The organism is Bacillus sp. FSL M7-0558, assembly GCF_038003245.1.
GTDB lineage: Bacteria > Bacillota > Bacilli > Bacillales > Bacillaceae > Bacillus > Bacillus pumilus.
Genome location: NZ_JBBOOU010000001.1, coordinates 3,529,029 through 3,547,476, shown reverse-complemented (window position 1 = coordinate 3,547,476; position 18,448 = coordinate 3,529,029). Strand labels below are relative to the sequence as shown.

20 protein-coding genes are annotated in these 18,448 nt (G+C 42.0%); 13 read left to right on the top strand and 7 right to left on the bottom strand.

Features of this window, described 5'->3' with window-relative positions:
- Positions 1-35 precede the first annotated feature (35 nt).
- The 3 genes from MHB79_RS18085 to MHB79_RS18075 form a co-directional block, all read right to left on the bottom strand.
- Positions 36-1,457: a four-carbon acid sugar kinase family protein gene (locus tag MHB79_RS18085; protein ID WP_284907514.1), complete on the bottom strand. Its 1,422-nt coding sequence runs from the start codon at positions 1,455-1,457 to the stop codon at positions 36-38.
- Positions 1,458-1,464: 7 nt separating this feature from the next.
- Positions 1,465-2,358 carry a 2-hydroxy-3-oxopropionate reductase gene (gene garR, locus MHB79_RS18080; protein ID WP_003215219.1) on the bottom strand — a complete coding sequence of 298 codons (894 nt, stop codon included), beginning with the start codon at positions 2,356-2,358 and terminating at the stop codon, positions 1,465-1,467.
- 198 nt (positions 2,359-2,556) lie between these two features.
- On the bottom strand, positions 2,557-3,414 hold the full coding sequence (locus tag MHB79_RS18075) for a MurR/RpiR family transcriptional regulator (protein ID WP_199852792.1): 858 nt from the start codon (positions 3,412-3,414) through the stop codon (positions 2,557-2,559).
- A gap of 161 nt (positions 3,415-3,575) precedes the next feature.
- Between MHB79_RS18075 and MHB79_RS18070 the strand changes: the two genes are divergently transcribed.
- Positions 3,576-4,253 (top strand): DUF3298 and DUF4163 domain-containing protein, encoded by a 678-nt coding sequence (locus tag MHB79_RS18070; RefSeq protein ID WP_340990438.1) that lies wholly within the window; start codon positions 3,576-3,578, stop codon positions 4,251-4,253.
- Positions 4,254-4,334: 81 nt separating this feature from the next.
- Here MHB79_RS18070 and MHB79_RS18065 read toward each other — a convergent pair whose 3' ends face one another.
- On the bottom strand, positions 4,335-4,514 hold the full coding sequence (locus MHB79_RS18065; RefSeq protein WP_041816054.1) for a hypothetical protein: 180 nt from the start codon (positions 4,512-4,514) through the stop codon (positions 4,335-4,337).
- A gap of 288 nt (positions 4,515-4,802) precedes the next feature.
- Positions 4,803-6,035, bottom strand: a complete 1,233-nt coding sequence (pepT, locus tag MHB79_RS18060) for a peptidase T (RefSeq protein ID WP_340990436.1) — start codon at positions 6,033-6,035, stop codon at positions 4,803-4,805.
- A gap of 226 nt (positions 6,036-6,261) precedes the next feature.
- Between pepT and MHB79_RS18055 the strand changes: the two genes are divergently transcribed.
- The 5 genes from MHB79_RS18055 (at position 6,262) to MHB79_RS18035 (ending at position 9,672) form a co-directional block, all read left to right on the top strand.
- Entirely contained in the window at positions 6,262-6,585 is a 324-nt protein-coding gene (locus tag MHB79_RS18055; protein WP_044140321.1) for a WXG100 family type VII secretion target, read from the top strand.
- A gap of 4 nt (positions 6,586-6,589) precedes the next feature.
- Positions 6,590-7,786 (top strand): DUF6861 domain-containing protein, encoded by a 1,197-nt coding sequence (locus MHB79_RS18050; RefSeq protein WP_340990434.1) that lies wholly within the window; start codon positions 6,590-6,592, stop codon positions 7,784-7,786.
- A 12-nt stretch (positions 7,787-7,798) separates the two neighbouring features.
- Positions 7,799-8,557: a hypothetical protein gene (locus tag MHB79_RS18045; RefSeq protein WP_003215103.1), complete on the top strand. Its 759-nt coding sequence runs from the start codon at positions 7,799-7,801 to the stop codon at positions 8,555-8,557.
- A gap of 21 nt (positions 8,558-8,578) precedes the next feature.
- The gene (locus tag MHB79_RS18040) at positions 8,579-9,106 is read left to right on the top strand and encodes a YfjD family protein (RefSeq protein ID WP_340990432.1); all 528 of its coding nucleotides are present in this window, start codon (positions 8,579-8,581) and stop codon (positions 9,104-9,106) included.
- Between the two features lie 98 nt (positions 9,107-9,204).
- The gene (locus tag MHB79_RS18035) at positions 9,205-9,672 is read left to right on the top strand and encodes a helix-turn-helix domain-containing protein (protein WP_003214797.1); all 468 of its coding nucleotides are present in this window, start codon (positions 9,205-9,207) and stop codon (positions 9,670-9,672) included.
- A gap of 59 nt (positions 9,673-9,731) precedes the next feature.
- On the opposite strand, the gene MHB79_RS18030 is transcribed toward MHB79_RS18035, so the two are convergent.
- Entirely contained in the window at positions 9,732-10,079 is a 348-nt protein-coding gene (locus MHB79_RS18030; RefSeq protein WP_003214932.1) for a helix-turn-helix domain-containing protein, read from the bottom strand.
- 207 nt (positions 10,080-10,286) lie between these two features.
- Here MHB79_RS18030 and MHB79_RS18025 point away from each other — a divergent pair, with 207 nt between their 5' ends.
- From MHB79_RS18025 to MHB79_RS18000, 6 genes are all read left to right on the top strand, one after another.
- Positions 10,287-11,276: an asparaginase gene (locus tag MHB79_RS18025; RefSeq protein WP_106029444.1), complete on the top strand. Its 990-nt coding sequence runs from the start codon at positions 10,287-10,289 to the stop codon at positions 11,274-11,276.
- A gap of 28 nt (positions 11,277-11,304) precedes the next feature.
- Entirely contained in the window at positions 11,305-12,726 is a 1,422-nt protein-coding gene (gene aspA, locus MHB79_RS18020) for an aspartate ammonia-lyase (RefSeq protein ID WP_137054182.1), read from the top strand.
- 144 nt (positions 12,727-12,870) lie between these two features.
- Entirely contained in the window at positions 12,871-14,277 is a 1,407-nt protein-coding gene (gene nhaC, locus MHB79_RS18015; RefSeq protein WP_211062708.1) for a Na+/H+ antiporter NhaC, read from the top strand.
- 297 nt (positions 14,278-14,574) lie between these two features.
- Positions 14,575-15,000, top strand: coding sequence for a YwqH-like family protein (locus MHB79_RS18010; protein WP_050944558.1), 426 nt, complete (start codon positions 14,575-14,577; stop codon positions 14,998-15,000).
- A 42-nt stretch (positions 15,001-15,042) separates the two neighbouring features.
- A complete protein-coding gene (locus MHB79_RS18005; RefSeq protein WP_106050388.1) occupies positions 15,043-15,306 on the top strand; it encodes a YwqI/YxiC family protein in 264 nt (87 codons plus the stop codon).
- A gap of 281 nt (positions 15,307-15,587) precedes the next feature.
- Entirely contained in the window at positions 15,588-16,013 is a 426-nt protein-coding gene (locus MHB79_RS18000; RefSeq protein WP_003214784.1) for a YwqH-like family protein, read from the top strand.
- Between the two features lie 45 nt (positions 16,014-16,058).
- Here MHB79_RS18000 and MHB79_RS17995 read toward each other — a convergent pair whose 3' ends face one another.
- Positions 16,059-16,271, bottom strand: a complete 213-nt coding sequence (locus tag MHB79_RS17995) for a hypothetical protein (RefSeq protein ID WP_223251185.1) — start codon at positions 16,269-16,271, stop codon at positions 16,059-16,061.
- A 136-nt stretch (positions 16,272-16,407) separates the two neighbouring features.
- On the opposite strand from MHB79_RS17995, the gene MHB79_RS17990 reads away from it, so the two are divergent.
- The gene (locus MHB79_RS17990; protein WP_340990425.1) at positions 16,408-18,366 is read left to right on the top strand and encodes a BglG family transcription antiterminator; all 1,959 of its coding nucleotides are present in this window, start codon (positions 16,408-16,410) and stop codon (positions 18,364-18,366) included.
- Positions 18,367-18,448: the final 82 nt, after the last annotated feature.

Below are 18,448 nucleotides of genomic sequence, written 5' to 3'. Positions count from 1 at the left end.
GGTGCATAAGGGAGCGCGAAAACGCCCCCTATGCTTTATCCTTCAAGTATGTCTACAGCTTCTTTTAACGTATCCCTTGAACCAACATTTCCCGGGAAAATCACATAAGACATGAAAGGGAATTTACTATCTTCGCCTGTTTGCCAAACGGGAATGCCTGGTCTGATCTGCCCTGCCACAGTTGCGCGTTTCACGTGAAGTCCTCTAGTTCCAATATCGCTGGAGGTAATGCCACCTTTGGCAATGAGATACTTAGGGCGAATTGTGAGACGCTGGACAATGCTTGTCACAGCATCACTAATTTTTACAGAGAGCTTTAATTCTTCCTCCTGACGATCATCCCCAAGATCAAGCCGTTCTCTTCTTGTATAAACCGCCACAGATTGACCAGATGCTAATAATGCCTCGGTTTGCTGAATCACGCGGTCAATTTCTTGTTGAAATGCTTCAGGCTCCAGCACGAGGTGTGTATTAAATTCAATAAAAGCTACCTCTTTATTTTGTTGAAGCGCTTTTAATTGATCTGTTGTCTTCTTCACATGAGAACCAATCATAATGAGACCACCGTGCGGGCTTTGTTCTTGTATCAAGTCATGTCTTGTTAATAAGGCACGATCCTCTATACCGCCAAGAACTTTTGTAAGTGCCGCCGCACTTCTGAACATGAGTTGCTTTCCTGCTTGAATGGCCTTAATGAGAGCGGTGACAAAGACTTTGACATCGTCATAGTCCACAGCGTTTACAACCACCTTTTTAAAATCGGTCACACTCATGAGCTGTTTTTTTATTTGATCAATTCGTAAAGCCCGTAGATCATCTAACGAAATGTAGGTGGTGTTCTCTTTCGTGAACGAACCGTCTGACTTTTCTTCAATCCATTCTCCGAGATGAGATGACTGAAAGCCGAATGTGCGATCTCGTGCAAATTCTGTTTCACCAGCAGGAATTAATTCGTGTCCTTCTTGGACGTAATGAATATTGTTGATCGTCAAGCGTCCACCTTCTTGGAAAAAAGGAAGAAGGATTTCTCCATCGAATTGGCGTGAGCTTTGTTGTTCAATCGTGGTTCTGAGTACTCCAGTTTCCAGAGGAAAGTGTCCACGAAGAGTGGAATCTCCTCGGCTGACAATAATGAAATTCTGATCAACCCGTTCCGCTACCTTCACAATTGTGGAAGCGATTGTTTCGTGCACAGCAGTCGTTTCCTTCTCTGTCATACTGCGAGAATTGGTCAAAATAAAGAACATGCGGCTGTCTTCAAGAAAACCGGCTTCGATGCTTTCTTCTGACCAATCGGTGAAAACAGAGACGCCATGTACGGTTTGAATCCCTGTTGGATCATCATCTAATACAATGACTTTATGATGAAAGCTGTTCAGTGCTTGTTCGTATGCTGATTGAATGATCTTTGCATCCGCTTTCGGAATGGCATTCAGTATGTCAGTGCTTTTCTTCATGACCATCTCATCCCTTCTTCACTTCGACATGAGCCATTTTTTCGTAATATTGAACGATGCCGCCATGGTCAAGCCCAGATTTTCCGTCCGCTTTGAGGGCGTGGAAGATTTCAAGCAGCTGGCTAGAAAGCGGGAGAGGAACGCCGATATCATGAGCAGTTTCCATCACATTGGTTAAATCCTTTAAGTTGATGTCGATACGTCCGCCTGGTTCAAAGTTTCGTTCTAAGATGAGAGGGACCTTTGCATCGAGAACGGCACTTCCTGCCAGCCCGCCGCGAATGGCTTCATACATTTTGTCAATGGCAATGCCCGATTTAGCGGCAAGAACGAGCGCCTCGGACATAGCGGCAATATTTAAGTTGACGATGATTTGATTGGCGAGCTTCGCTGTTGTTCCGCTTCCATTTGTGCCAACTAATACGACCTCTGTGCCCATCGCAAGCAGGACATCCTTCACTTGCTCAAAGATGGTTTCTTCGCCGCCAGCCATGATGGCAAGTGTTCCGTCTATTGCCTTCGGTTCTCCGCCGCTGACAGGTGCGTCGATAAATTCCACCTGATGCTGTTTTGTAAGAGCAGCTAAAGCTCTAGAAGTAACAGGGGAAATTGAGCTCATATCTACGACAACAGTGCCAGGTTTAGCTGTAGTTAAAATGCCATGATCACCTGCAACAACTGCCTCTACATGCTCTCCTTTAGGAAGCATTGTGATGATGATATCGCTTTCAGAAGCGGCATCAGCTGCTGAAACAGCACCTTTTGCTCCGGCTTCTTGTAACGCTCGAATCGCTTCCTCATTTAGATCGAAAACAGTCACAGTATGACCGGCTTTTAATAGGTTGAGTGCCATAGGCTTTCCCATAATACCTAATCCAATGAATCCAATTTTCTTTGTCACATTGAACGCCTCCTATATAGAAAACCCTTATAAAAAGCGCTTTCTTTTTCTTTTGTTAGTATATATACTATCTTTTTGTTTTAATAGTAGGAAATAAACTATTATTCATTTAATGTACATGACGTGATAGGAACGTGTCAACGGAAAATATGAGAAAAGTCACAAAAAAAGACCGGAATCAGCTCCGGCCTTTTGCGTTCATGTTTTATTTTTAGCTACGGCTAATCGAGATTGTTTCACGTTTTCAATGGCATCTGATCCTAGTTCTAAAACAGCGGCGACGTATAGTACATCAATGATTACAAGCTGGTTAATACGGGAGATCATAGAGTCAGATCGATAGGTTGTCTCCCTGGAAGAACTGAGCAGATGAAAGTCAGATCGCTTTGCGAGCTCTGATTTCGGATAGCTGGTGATAGAGGCAACCTTTGCTCCCTTTTCTTTAGCAAATTGCACGGCATCAAGAATTTCTCTACTCTCTCCTGAATGGGAGATCGCAACGATAAAATCGTGTTCCGTGGCGTGAGTAGCAATCATGTTCATCATATGCGGATCACTGCATAGACTCACTTCAAAACCAATCTGGAGGAACTTATGATAAGCATCTCCAGCAATAAAGCTGGATGCACCGGCTCCAAAGAAGACGGTTTTATGTGCCTGCTTCATTTGTTCAATGAATTGTGTGACGGCTTGGTCTTCTAATATATGCTTCATATCTTGAATAGAGTTTGTTGTTAACTCTATGACCTTATGTTTAATGTCAGCTACACTATCGGATGCCTCGATCTCACCGTATATGGATTGAGGCGTATTGGTTGCAATATCCTGTGCGACATGGACACGAAACACTTGGTACGATTCATAGCCAATTTTTCGTAGAAACCGAAAGATCGTCGTTTCACTAGTATTGCATTCAGCAGCGAGTGCACTAATGGAATGAAGCACAACTTTCTGAGGATTTTCTAAAATGTAATTGGCAATCTTTTTTTGGGTCGGAGACAAACTATGAAACGTCGTCCGAATGTGACTAAAAATATTCTCTTCTATGATAAACACCACACTTCATCTAGCATTCTACATTAAGCATACAGGAACTTATGAAAACGGTAAACAAACCCGAAGTGGGAAAAGAAAGAATAAAATGTAAATACTGCTTTTTTTGGTTCTTTTGTCATGGTATACTCAATTGGTAATAGACAAAAATGGGGGTTTTTACTATGACAATGAAAAAAGGCCTAACGATCAGTCTGATCATTTTTTCACTGATTGTTTCGTTGTTTGCGCCAGTTGGATCTGCGGATGCCAAACAAGCAAAAAAAGCAAAAGTAAGCACACACTATTATAAAAAGAAAAGAACATTCAAATATGCACAGGTGAAAAACCTAAGCAAGGCGCATATGAAAACCATCAATCGTGATTTAAAAGAAGATATCGCATTCTCTTATTCTACGTACTTGTTCTTAAAGGACGAAGCGAAAAAGGAAGGCTTTGGGAAGATCACTTACGAGAGATCGTTTAAAACGAAATTTAACAATGGGAAGAAGCTCAGTATCTTAAACTATGATTACATGAATGATGGTGGAATGCATGGGGATACGATGGTTTCCAGCATGAACTATGTGTTGACAAAGAAAAAGACAAAGCAGCTGTTCTTGACAGACGTTGTGAAAACAAAGAAAAAGCGTACGAAAGTAAGAGATTATATTTATAACTACACAAAGAAACATAAAAGCAAATTCTATGCGAACCTGAAAAAAAGAGACATTGAAATCAACTACAACACGCAGTATTACTTCACGAAAAAGGGAATTGCTGTTGTCTTCCAGCCATACGAGATTTCACCTTACTATGTAGGAATTCCGGTGATTCAAGTTCCTGCGAAGGTGTATAAATAAAAAGAAAAACGACCACTGCATCTGGTCGTTTTTTGCTATTTACTCAATCAAAAAGAGCCCTTGTGAGGCTCTTTTTTAGATTTATACTTGTTTAGGTGCCTCGTTTAGTGGATGACGGCGTTTTCCGTTGTAGTGGCGGCGCATACGAAAGATTTCAAACTCCGAAAGCTCTGCGCTTTTTCGTTTTGGTGTGCGGTTATCTTTTTTGAAAGAGAATAGTAAGTAGCAGCAAAGTGAAGCGATAATCAATAAAATCATCATATGACATTCCTCCAATTCATCCTATTCTTTAAGTGTAGACAGGGTGAGTGATGTTTATAACTGAAAATAAGCAGCAGAATCGGTTTAGTTCTTAAGGTTTAGACGACCTGCTAATTTAGGTCTAAAATACTGGTTGTTTTTAACTATTATATTTCCAGTTATTGCACTCGTCAAGAAGAATTTTTCTGGGGTTGTCTCTATTAGTACGAATAAGTGTCATAAAAGTTTCAGAAAATTGTAAACTTTTATTAAAAAACCGTTCCCGAACAGGAACGGTTGTAAACATATCTATGCTTTTTCTTCAAATAAACGGGCGATTTCAACGATGACTTCTGTTGCTTTCACCATGTTCTCGACAGAAATAAATTCATATTTACCGTGGAAGTTTTCACCGCCAGTAAAGATGTTTGGCGTTGGAAGACCTTTATATGAAAGCTGGGAGCCATCTGTACCGCCGCGGATGGGTTCGATCACAGGTGTCACTGAGCGGTTTTCCATGGCTTCATGGGCAATATCCACAATATGTTTCACCGGCTCAATTTTTTCTCTCATATTATAATATTGATCTTGAATGCTGAGATTTATGCTGTTTTCTCCGTAGATGGCTTTTAAGTCATTTGCTATTTTTTCAAATAGTGCTTTGCGATCGTTAAATTTGTCTTTATCAAAATCACGAATAATATATTGCAGCTCTGCTTCTTCGACTTCTCCTACAAATTTCGTCAGGTGGAAAAATCCTTCGTAGCCTTCTGTGTATTCCGGAGATTCATCAGAAGGAAGCTTGTTGTGGAAGAGCATCCCAATCTTCGCAGCGCTGACCATTTTGTCCTTTGCTGTCCCAGGGTGGACGTTGTTTCCTTTAATGGATACTTTCGCACCTGCTGCGTTGAAGCTTTCATATTGCAGCTCCCCGAGCGGTCCTCCGTCAATTGTATACGCATAGGAAGCGCCAAAGGCATCAACATCAAATTTGTGCGGCCCTCTGCCAATCTCTTCATCTGGTGTAAAGGCGACGCGAATTTTTCCATGCTTGATTTCTGGATTTTCAATTAAGTAATGCATGGCGGTCATAATTTCTGCGATACCTGCTTTGTTATCTGCACCAAGCAAGGTTGTGCCATCTGTAGTGATCAGCGTATGTCCTTGATATTTTTGTAAATTTGGAAACTGTGATGGAGATAAAACGATATGTAGATCTTCATTTAAGGTGATGTCGCCGCCTTGATAGTTTTCATGAAGCTTCGGTTTCACATTCTTGCCGGTGAAGTCAGTAGCTGTGTCGATGTGAGCCAGGAAGCCAATTGTCGGGACGTCTTTGTCTGTGTTAGATGGGATCGTTCCCATGACATAGCCGTTTTCATCCATTGTTACTTCTTGAATCCCGATGGATTTCATTTCTTCAACTAGCTGTCTCGCTAAGTTCAACTGTCCTTCAGTCGATGGGCAACTTTCCTTATCTGCATCCGACTGCGTATCTACCTTCACATAACTTGTGAAACGCTGAATCATTTCCTCTTTCATGTATACGTCACTCCTTTTGTAGAATACGTTCATTTTATCACGTCTTGAATGCGCTTCATAACAAGAAAGGTTTTCTCTGGTAATTAGAGTGGAAAAAGACCTACTTTCATTTGGTGATGTGTTGAATGGTTCTTTAGGGTGATTTTTTCGGGTGTCTTTTTATTTATAATGAGGACATATAAAATCATCCATTTGTACGTTAAATTGGGAGGAAGGGGTGCGAAAGTTGGATTCTAGTCAAACGCTGGCACTCGCTCAAAAGTTTCAGGAAGCAGCTGTTGAGATTCGGCAGTCAAAGCAGCTGCTGGAGAATCGGCTCAAGGCAGTAGGATCAGGCTGGCAGGGAGAAGCAAGGAATAAATTTGATCAAAGCTTTGAGGAAACAACGGCACGCTATGATCAATTCGAAAAGGACTTGCTTGAAACAAGTCAGGAACTGCGCGATGCAGCGGTCAAAATCGAGGAACGGAAAGCTGAAATAGCCAGAATGGAAGAGCTTGAGCGAAAGAGACGAGAAGAACGGAGAGAAAGAAACCGAGAAGGGAGATGATGTGATGGCACGTGACATAGTGGTTGATCCAGATCAGCTGACAGGGCTTGCGAATGATGTTGTAGGCGAACTTTCTGTCATTGAAACGAAGCACCGCGATTTACATAGTGAACTGGATGGTCTCATTTTAGGCTGTGATCCTCGGTATAGAAGCTGTTTTTCAGGCGTCGGGGATGCATGGGGAGCAGGACAAGCATTGATCAGTAAATTGAGCAGTGACGATATTACGATTCGTCATGCAAAAGATAAAATGGTTGAAGCAGACGATATTTTACGGAAATTGTACAGTATCTATGATCAATATGGTACACTCACGAGCTTAGCTGGTATTGTGATGATGCAGGCGAAATACTACGGGCTTGGGATGACGACCTTCATTAAAGACAATGGCCGGTATGCCGCGCAGCATTCAAAGCTTCTGCTTGATCTGACCAGCCGGGTAGAAGGAACGAGATTTGACCGGCTAGCAAGGATTTGGCTGAGTAAAAAAGAATTATTAAGACGATCGAACTGGTCGATGGCAGACTTGGTCCATAAGAAATTCACAAAATTTTATCCTGATGATACGGTTGCATTCACGAACAGTGTCCGTGATTTTACAAAAGGAAGTATCAATTGGAAGGACACGGCTGGAATCAAGTCTGTTCTGAAAAATGGGGCAAGATTTGCGAAAGGAAATGCCATCATTGCAACGGTAGTCACTGGTGCAACGGAAACAGTCGGCTGTGGATTGAAAATTGCCGAGAACTATGCAGAATTCGGTGATCAGCCAGAAGTCCTTAAGCGTGAAAATGCGAAGGCTGTTGGAAATGCAGTGAACAATACGGTCTTTATCGCTGGCGGGTCGGTCGCAGGTGCCGTTGTCGGAGGAGCTCTTGGAAGCTTTGCAGGACCGATTGGAACCGTCGTTGGAGGAGCCATTGGTTCCGCAGTCGGTGGATTTATAGGAGAAAAAGTCGCCAAGCTGACATCAGGCTTTGCTGAGCAGGTTGCAGTGAAATTAAAGGACCCAATTCATGCGGTCGTGGATAAAGGGAAACAAGCATTCGAGCTGGCGGGTCAAGGTGTGAAAGCAGTTAATGACACCATTGATCAGGCAAATCAGGTGATACATAAAGGGATAGAAAAAACAAAAGAAACCGCAGATTCGCTCATAAAAGGTGCAGGCGATTTCTTTAAGGGTGCATTTTCTTTTGGATAAGGAGAGATCAAGTTGGATCAGCTAAGTCTAAGTATTGAGGAACTCATCTTTAGTTTTTACAGTGAAGGCTATTTTGAACAGGGCATGTCCTTGAAGGAAGCCTATTATCCTGATGTAGAGGACGAGCGCCTAGGGTTTTTATTTGAAATTGCATGCCGCTCTTTGCTCGCAAAAGGTGTACTTGAATTTCGAAACAGACAATATCGTTATAAAGCGGAATACCGTCATTTCATCCAGGCGATGAATGATGCATCTCACACCGTCAAGGCATCTCGATTTGGGGATGAAGATGAAGAAGTCAGCACCTCCTTTCACACGACACAGATGGGCGTATATGCGCACCATACACTTTATGATCAACAAGTCCATCAGATTCAAAAACTGAAAGATGACCAGCAGGCAGAGGAGCAAGTGACTGCCTTTTTCAATATACAGATGAGTGATCACCCTGCACCTGTCGTCACCCTGCAAGCAGAGGAATTTGAAAAGCTATTAGAGCAAGCAAGTGAGGCGAAGAATGAGTGGCCCTCCTTCCTTCATCGAGCAGAGAACGAAGAACTCGTGCAGGCATTTGTTTCTGATGTACAGAAGAGAAAAGGAAAGATGGACTCCCTCATGAAGGTCGTCTACGACAAAAATAATACGCCTGATGTGGAATCCATGTTATTTGTCATTCCAGGCGAGAAACAGTCGTGGCTTGTGTCGGGAATAAAAGAAAGTGAATTTCGCGTGGAGACGGCTCATAGAGACGGATTACGTTCTATATTCTAATGGAGAAAAGGAGAATGACGCTTGAATTCAAGTGTAGTAATAGAAGTGAGAAGCAGGGCCTTTTTAAGGGTATGGGCATTCTTAGCAACGGGCGGCTTCGGTATCATTGGTATTTGGTTGTTTTCAGAAGCTCTTACATTTGAATCGAATTATACATTGTTTTTATTTTTAGGCGGACTATTAGGCATTGTCTATGGCTTGATCTCTTTTTTGATGATTCTGCCGGCTTTTACGAAGAGGGGAAATGTGATTTTTCGCATTCAGCGCGGAAAAAATGGTGCTGTACTGTATCGAGAGCGGACGATCCCTTTTCATGACATTCAATCCATTAATATGCGCAGGCATCGGTACAGTGTAAGGGGATTTCTCTTCATGGATGTGCTCATTCGGAAAATGGATGGGAAATTGATCAAGATTCCAGCGTACAGTATTTTAGATGAAGAAGTATTCGAGCAAACCGTCAAACAAGAGATCTATCCATATTTAAATCAGGCAGCCCAAGAGAATTGGAGACAGCAGCATGGTCAGGTCGAAGAGCAGATCGACTAGGAGGTATTTCCCATGATTCCGAAGGATGAGGCGCCACTTTTTCGAAAAAATCGTGTATGATGTCAGTAAAGACTGAACACTCGGAGAGGTGATGAGAGATGGATAAAGAGATGGTAATCGACCTCGTCACAGAACAAATGACACGGATTCGAAAAGAAAAGAATTATACGCAGGACCGCATGGCTGAGGTACTTGGTTTATCGAAACGGCATTTGCATCAGGTTGAAAAAAATAGGCTGCGCCTCAACTGGACGCAAACGGCGGCCGTATGTGCATTATTCAGAGATAGTGACATTTTAAAAGGGACACTAGGGGATGATCCGCTTGAGATTCTGGAAGTCGTGGCACATGATGAATTGCATCTATCGGTGGAACGGACAATCGGCGGAAAGGTTTGGTGGCGGACTTCTATCAAAAAAGGCACATTTCGTCTTCAGCAAAATGTGCTCAGTCAGCATTACCGCATCTTAGATGATGAGAATTATCGCTATTATAGTTCATTTAATAAAGAAGAAGCGAAGCGGCGGTTAGAGGAATTAAGTCAGCTGTCTTCTCCTTATTCTTAAGCAGCTGAAAAAGGAAAGAGAGGCACCCGATTAATAGGGGCCTCTCTTTTCTATGTTTTTTATACTTTTAGGGTGTTTTTCGCCCGAATAAAGGCAACAAGCTGTTTGATTTCTTCATCATTTAGGGGAACGCCGTCTACAAGAATGGTTCCTTCTTTTGCTTCCGTCAGTTCAATTTTGATGTCAGAGATTTTACGTTGTATCTCTGGCTCGTCCGTTCTACCAAGTAAAAAATCAATGGACGTATCATACAAATCAGCCAGGCGCTTCACTGCTTCAAGCGAAGGTCGTCGGTACCCAGATTCGTAACCGGCATAGGTGCTTTTGGCGATACCTAGGCGATCTGCCGTATGCTGGAGAGACCATTTTTTCTTTTTTCTAAGAGTGGTTAAACGATCGAGTATCATTACATGAACGCTCCTTTATATACAACAACAGTATATCATATTTTGTGATAGAATGTACGCGTTATGCGTAATAATTTCTTGATTAATTCGCGTTATGTGACTATAATGGCAATGAAGGTACGCGTAAAGCGTATATTATAGAATAGCACAAGCTAGCTTATAATATGTGTGACAAACGAAGTAATTTTACTGAAAGAGGTGGACCTGTTGAAGAAATTATTGCTTTTAACCACTGGTGGGACGATTGCATCTGTAGAGAGTGAAAATGGTTTGGCTCCAGGTGTTAAAGCTGAGGACCTTTTAAGCTATTTAAACGAAATTAATGCAGAGTACACAATGGACACAAAGTCCCTAATGAGTATAGATAGTACAAATATGCAGCCTGAATACTGGGTGGATATCGCAACAGCCATTTATGAAAATTATGATCAATATGATGGCTTTGTCGTCACGCATGGAACCGATACAATGGCCTATACATCAGCAGCGCTATCTTATATGCTGCAAAATCCGGATAAGCCGATCGTGATTACAGGTTCACAAATCCCGATTACGTTCAAGAAAACAGATGCGAAGAAAAACATCACCGATGCGATTCGCTTTGCATGTGACGGCGTAGGCGGCGTGTATGTTGTCTTTGATGGCAGAGTCATTCAAGGGACACGCGCAATCAAACTAAGAACGAAAAGCTACGATGCATTTGAAAGTATTAACTATCCATATATTGCATCGATTGAAAACCATCAAATTGAATACAATAGCAAAGTAAAAAGATCGTCAATGAAACCGCTTCAATTAGACGCATCCTTAAACACTGACGTTTGTCTCTTGAAATTGCACCCAGGTCTAAAGCCTGAGTTCTTAGATGCAATCAAAGGTGTATACAAAGGAGTCGTCATCGAAAGCTACGGCAGCGGCGGAATTCCTTTCGAAGGAAGAAACCTTTTAGAGAAAATCAACGAATTGCTCGAAGAAGGCATTTCTGTTGTCATCACAACTCAGTGTCTTGAAGAAGGAGAAGACATGAGCGTGTATGAAGTAGGACGTAAAATCAATCAAGAACTAGTGGCACGTTCACGAAACATGAACACAGAGGCCATCGTGCCGAAACTCATGTGGGCACTAGGTAAAACAACAGACCCAAGAGAAGTGAAAAAGATTATGGAAACGCCAATCGCAGAAGATTTAGTGATTTAACTATTCTATAGAAAGCAGGTCATATCAGATGGTTCAAGCAACTTATCGCCATGAGAAGGATTTTCTTGGAGAAAAAGAAATTCCGGCAGACGTGTATTATGGGGTTCAAACCCTTCGTGCAAAAGAAAACTTCCCGATTACTGGATATCGCATGCACGAGGAACTAATTAGAGCCTTTGCCATCGTGAAAAAAGCAGCAGCTCAAGCCAATATGGAAGTTGGACGTTTATATGAAGGAATTGGAAATGCCATCGTACAAGCCTCTGATGAAGTCATTGAAGGCAAGCTGCATGAGTACTTTATTGTAGACCCAATTCAAGGCGGCGCAGGAACGTCGATGAATATGAATGCCAATGAAGTGATTGGAAACAGAGCGCTAGAAATCATGGGACATCAAAAGGGTGAATACATCCATTTAAGCCCAAACACACATGTAAACATGTCACAATCAACGAATGACTCGTTTCCAACATCTATCCATATTGCTGTATTGAAGCAGTTAGACATTCTGCTTGAGACAATGCAAACGATGCAGGACGTATTCAAAAAGAAAGCGAAAGAATTTGATCATGTGATCAAAATGGGACGTACGCACCTACAGGATGCTGTTCCAATTCGTTTAGGACAGGAATTTGAGGCTTACAGCCGCGTGCTCAGCCGTGATATTAAGCGGATCAACCAATCAAAGCAGCATTTATATGAAGTCAATATGGGTGCAACAGCTGTTGGGACAGGCCTAAATGCAGATCCTCGTTATATTGAGATCGTCGTGAAGAAGCTAGCCGATATTTCTGGTCTTCCGCTTGTAGGCGCAGAGCATCTTGTGGATGCAACGCAAAATACAGATGCTTACACAGAAGTGTCTGCTGCATTAAAAGTATGCATGATGAACATGTCTAAGATTGCCAATGACCTTCGCCTAATGGCTTCTGGTCCGCGTGCAGGTCTTGCTGAAATTGCATTGCCAGCTCGTCAGCCAGGATCATCCATTATGCCTGGGAAAGTCAATCCAGTCATGGCAGAGCTCATTAACCAAATCGCATTCCAGGTCATTGGGAATGACCACACCATCTGTCTTGCCTCTGAAGCAGGTCAGCTTGAGTTAAATGTGATGGAGCCTGTTTTGGTCTTTAACTTGCTTCAATCTATTAGTATAATGAATAACGGATTCCGTTCATTCACAGATCATTGCTTAGTGGACATTGAAGCAAATGAAATACGTTTGAAAGAATATGTCGAAAAAAGTGCAGGCGTGATCACTGCTGTGAACCCTCACTTAGGCTATGAAGCCGCGGCTAGAATCGCAAGGGAAGCCATTTTAACAGGACAATCGATCAGAGATCTTTGCTTGCAAAATGATGTGTTAACAGAAGAAGAACTTGATATTATTTTGAATCCATTCGAGATGACAAAGCCTGGCATTGCGGGTGCAGAGCTCCTAGAGCGATAGTAATATCAAAAATTTTATTTTATTAATATGTAGAATTGCCTGTGAAATAGAGAAAAACAGGCAATTCACTTTCTTTCGAATTGACACACTTTTTTCACAATATTTTGAAAACGCTTAACGCACGCACAAAGGGAGGAAACAACATTGAAATCGGTTCGCTTGCCATCTATGGTAGAGATCATCGCTGTACTAGGTTTATTTTTGGCGATTGTCTTATCATTTACTATTTATTTTAACTTAGATATTCAATTGGCTTTATTTATTTCATGGTTTCTAGCTATTGGGCTTGGTCTTCATTTAGGACACGCTTATAAGGATTTACAAAGTGCTATTACAAAGGGGATTTCAAATGGATTAGAAGCCGTTTTGATTTTACTTGCTGTAGGTGCTCTAATTGGAACGTGGATCGCTGGCGGGGTCGTACCGACACTGATCTATTATGGACTTGAATTTATTCATCCAAATATCTTCTTATTGGCCACACTCATTATTTGTGCGATTATGTCTGTCGCTACAGGTACATCATGGGGAACAGTTGGTACTGCTGGTATTGCTATGATTGCCATTGGTGAAGGCTTAGGAATTCCGTTACCAATCGTTGCAGGTGCCGTATTGTCAGGTGCTTATTTTGGGGACAAGCTTTCTCCACTTTCAGATAGTACAGTTCTCGCCTCGTCCTTATCAAAGGTTGAAGTTCTGGCTCATGTAAGAGCGATGATGGTTTTATCAATACCTGCTTTTGTTATTACAGCTATCATGTTTACGGTCACTGGTTTTATCTATGGAGGACGTAATATTGATCAAGAGAAGGTTGAATACTTAAAGAATGCGTTGCTTGATACATTCAACATTAATGTATGGATGCTTATTCCAGCTCTAATTGTTGTGGTTTTACTTGTAATGAAAAAGCCTGCTCTACCGGTTATCGCAATTGGTGCTTTGTTTGGGGCAATCTGGGCCTTTGCTTTTCAGGGTGCGAATCCTAGTGATGCAATCGGTGCAGCATACAATGGATTTTCAATTCAATCAGATGTAGACTTCTTGAATCAACTACTTAATCGTGGTGGAATGGTCAATATGCTTGGCTCTTTGGTAGTGATTATCCTTGGGCTTGGTTTTGGGGGAGTATTGGAACATCTGGGTGTATTGAAAGTCATTGTCTCAACCTTTGAGAAAAAGCTTCACAATGCGGGAAATGTTACTCTTTCCACTATTCTTGTTGCATTCTTTGCCAACGTTTTTGGATGTGCAATGTATGTATCAATTATCCTTACACCGAAAATTATGGAAAAGAGCTATGATAAATTAAAGTTAGACAGACGAGTTTTATCCAGAAACTCAGAGGTCGGTGGTACGCTGACGTCAGGAATGGTTCCTTGGTCAGATAACGGGATTTACATGGCGGGAATTCTAGGCGTATCGACATTCTCTTATTTACCATTTATGTGGTTGAGCTTTGTTGCCATTGCTCTTGCTATTATTTACGGATATACAGGGAAATTCATCTGGTATGTGAAAGATCAACAGCAAAGTGAAGAATCAGCTTCATAAGCCGTTTACAAAAGCCGCTCCTCAACCGAGCGGCTTTTGTTTGTCCTAGGTCTGCATGACTATATGTGACATATAACAAATAATCAGGATTTAAGACCCCCTATAAAAGAGGTCTTAAGGGGTAATGTGAAGCAGAATGAAAGCATATTTATCCCATAAAAAGGGCACAAATCCCTATTCAAACATGAGTCTTTGAACCTTATAATAACAATATTGGAAAAAGTGCTATTCACCTTACGCTCGTTTAGAGGATCTCTAAGCAGCGTTTTTATTTTTTGTCAGGAGGAGGAACCCATAATGAGCTTATCGGATATGCTGTCTGCCCTAAACGGTGGCATTACAAGTAAAAAAGCAGAAATCGAAGAGAAAATCGCTCGACTGAAAAAGGCGAAAAGTAAGGTCGAACGTGAACAAGATGCGGCAGAGACAGACCTGAAGCAAATCAAGCAGCCAAAGCTTGGGACCTCTTGGAAAGGTGAGCGAAGCCAGGATTTCAAATCAGAGCGGAATGAAGCACATGATGCGCTGCAAACGATTGTGAACGACAAGTACCCACGCTACGTGAGCCGCATCGAATTCAAAATCAGTACGTTAGAAGCCGAACAAGCTGCGTTATCCTTTGCCAGTTCCTTAGCAGGAGACGCCGCACGTCTTGCTGAAAAAGGAGAAGACGCAGTAGAGGACGCCAAACGCTTGATCTCAAAAGCATGGAGCAGCTTATAAGCTACCTTACCTTCATGCTGAACAAATCTGGAGGATATCACGATGGGACAAATTAAGTTAAACTACCAAACAGTTATGGATCAACTAGATGAAGTCTCCCAAGCAGTCGAAGCATTAACGATGAAAAAAGCAGCAGATAAAGCAGGTGAAAACAGCCTTGAATTTGTGACCAAGTGGACGGCGCGCGAAGCAGAGGTGAACGAAATGGTTTCAAGTTTTAAAGAAGCCTTAATCAAAAATGTTCAGGACACGCGCTCTAATGTGAAAACTTTAAAAGAACAGGACGAAGCGATTGCGGCAAAATAATGGCAATCATTTTTCTAATGGGTTTCATGGGATGATAAGAAATATAGTTCTAAGGGATCATATATAATTCAGGAATTACGACCTTGTGTTATTCCGTTTTTCTTCCAAACACGTCACTAAAAGGACACCTTTTCCCTATTTAAGACTGAGGCTTTTCACCTTATACTATACTTAATGAAAGCAAAACGATAGAAATGTCAGGTTTGGAAAAATCAAGTGAGTTGATCGTTTCCAAGGCTCTGATCTGTGCTTTCGTATGAGGTCCGATAGAGGTGGATGACATGAGTTTATCCGAGATGCTACACCATCTGCATATGGGAATTGAAAACAGACGTGCAGAATTTGATGACATGATCTCTCGGTTAAAGACAGCCAAAAGCAATATTCGAACAGAACAAGATCTTGCGCAGTCAGACATAAAGGAAATCAAGAAACCTGCTCTAGATTCGTCATGGAAAGGTGAGAGAGGAACCGACTTTCATCGCCATCGAAAAGATGCCTATCATGTAATGCATGACATCGTGAACAATGAGTATGAAAAATATATCGCCGAGATTGATCAAAAAATCTTGCACTTTGAATTAAAAAAAATGGAGCTGGCTGTTGCCAGTAACTTTGCCGGAAGAGCCCAGGACGTGATGGAAAAGGGTGAGGATTTTGCACTCGATGTTAAACATCTGATTGAACGGGGCTGGAAGGCTCTTTAAAATAATAAAAACAGCCATCTCATCAGCGAGCGGCTGTTTTTTTGTTTAGTCACATCCACCACCACTATCCCCGGAATCTCCCCCGCAGGAGGCATCAGAAGCGTGATGAGTATAAGAATCAGTATAGGTACTTGTTGTTGAACTGTGATGTGAAGAACGCTTAGCAGACGTACGTTGATCCTTTGATGTGAATAAATGGGCGATGATTGCTCCTAAAGAAGCCAATATCATAATAACAACAAACATAAAAGAACCCATGATGCATCCCTCCTCTTGTTTCCTATTCATACGAATGAGCCATATCGTGGTTCCCGATTTGAAAGAAAAACTGGGCAAAGAGTTCTACTTTCGTTTATGATGATAGGCAAAAGTAAATGCCAAGGGAGGAGAGCCTATGCTATCTCTACGTCAGGAGGAGCTGCTGAAACGACTGATGCAAGCGGAACAGGAACTGACTAGTGAAGAAATTGCCCGCATGATTGGCGTCACATCAAGAACGATCCGAACAGATATGAAAGCGCTTAAATCTGTTTTGGATGAACATGGAGCCGTACTACATATCAAACGCGGGGCAGGGTATACATTGACCGTAGAGGATTATGGGTCTTTTCGTACATTTTTGAAAAAGTCATTGGGAGAAAAAAACGAAAAAAAGGAGAAGACCATACCCAATCAGCCTGAGGATCGTGTAGCCTATCTATTGAAAAGGCTGCTTCTGTCAGAAGACCATATTAAGTTAGACGCGCTCGCAGAGGAATTATTTGTGAGTGAATCGACAGTGAAAAATGATTTGAAAGCGGTCAGACATTTGTTTTCATTACATGACCTTTCTGTGTCACATCGTCCTAAATATGGACTGCAGCTGACAGGGGATGAAATGAAATTAAGATATTGTATGGCTGAGCATGTGTTTCAGCAAGCGCATGCGAACCCTGCGCTGTTACCTGAAGAAACGTATCAATTGATTCAGGATATCGTGCGTTCACGTACAAAAGTAAGCGGACTTCATCTGTCAGAAATCGGTTTAAGTAATTTAGTCACCCACATCGCCATTGCATGCAAACGAATTGAAGAGAAAAAACTGGTCATGATGCCAGAAACGGAATTAAAAGAGATTCAAGTGCAGCCTGTTTTCCAAGTAGCTCAACAAATGGCAGAGGATATTCGGCATGTCCTAGCGATTGATTTTCCATTATCTGAAATGGCGTATATTGCGATTCACTTGATGGGAGCGAAAATGATGGCATACGGAGATACCGGTCATACGCTATGTCATCTTCTAGACGAAGATCACTTTCGCTTCATCCACCAACTGCTTGCTTATGTAGAGGAGCACATGTCACTTGATATTCAATTTGATAAAGAGTTAATCGTTGGATTAAGTCTTCATTTACGTTCCGCTATTCATCGTTTTAGGTACGGTATGAACATTCGTAACCCTTATTTAACGGACATTAAAAGGTATTATCCCATTGCATTTGAAGCTGGCGTCTATATGGGTAGGTGGCTGAGAGAAAAAGAGGGAATTGAGATTCATGAGGATGAGATTGGGTATTTGGCGCTTCATATCGGTGCTGCAATCGAGCGGACAAAATCACAGCATGTGAGAAAGAGATGTCTGATTGTATGTGCGACGGGTGTCGCCAGCAGTCAGCTCCTTCTTCATAAACTGACAGCGGCTTTTAGCGGAGGGCTAGAGATCGCTGGCACTGCAAGTGTTAGGGAAATTCCTTCGTATGATTTGAGAAGCATTGATTTTATTATTAGTACCATTCCGCTTCAGAACACGTTGCCGGTACCAGTGATTGATGTACATACCATTCTAAGTGACGATGATATTGTGCGGCTGAAACGGTTTGTTCAGGGCGCGCAGGATACAGGGGTTTTGCGGTATGTGAGTCCGGCGCTGACATTTTTTCAGCAAGACCTTCAATCAAGGGAAGAGGTACTGCAATTTTTCGTAAACGTGCTCAAGGAACAGGATCGCATCCCGGAAGAGTTTGAACAATTATTGCTGGAAAGAGAGCAAGTGTCACCGACATCGTTCGGTCATTTGGTTGCGATTCCTCATCCGATGAAGCCGGCAACAGATGACACGTTTTGTGCGATTTGTACGTTGAAAAAACCGGTGCTGTGGGGTGAAAATCGAGTACAAGTCGTTTGTTTGTTAAGTATCCAGAAGACGTATCAAAAAGAATTGCAATCACTTTATCAATTTCTTGTACGGCTGACAGAGCGCAAGGAAGTGGTGGAGCAACTCATCAAGGCCGCTTCATTTGAGGAACTGACGGCGGCGCTTCAAGTATTGGAGCATCCGAATGAAAAAACGGGACACCCATTTCCGCATCTGTGAGGAAAAAGATTAGATGTTAATGAAAGCGCTTTTAAAATAACATCAAAAAGGAGGATGATCACGAGTTTTTGCAAAGGGGGAG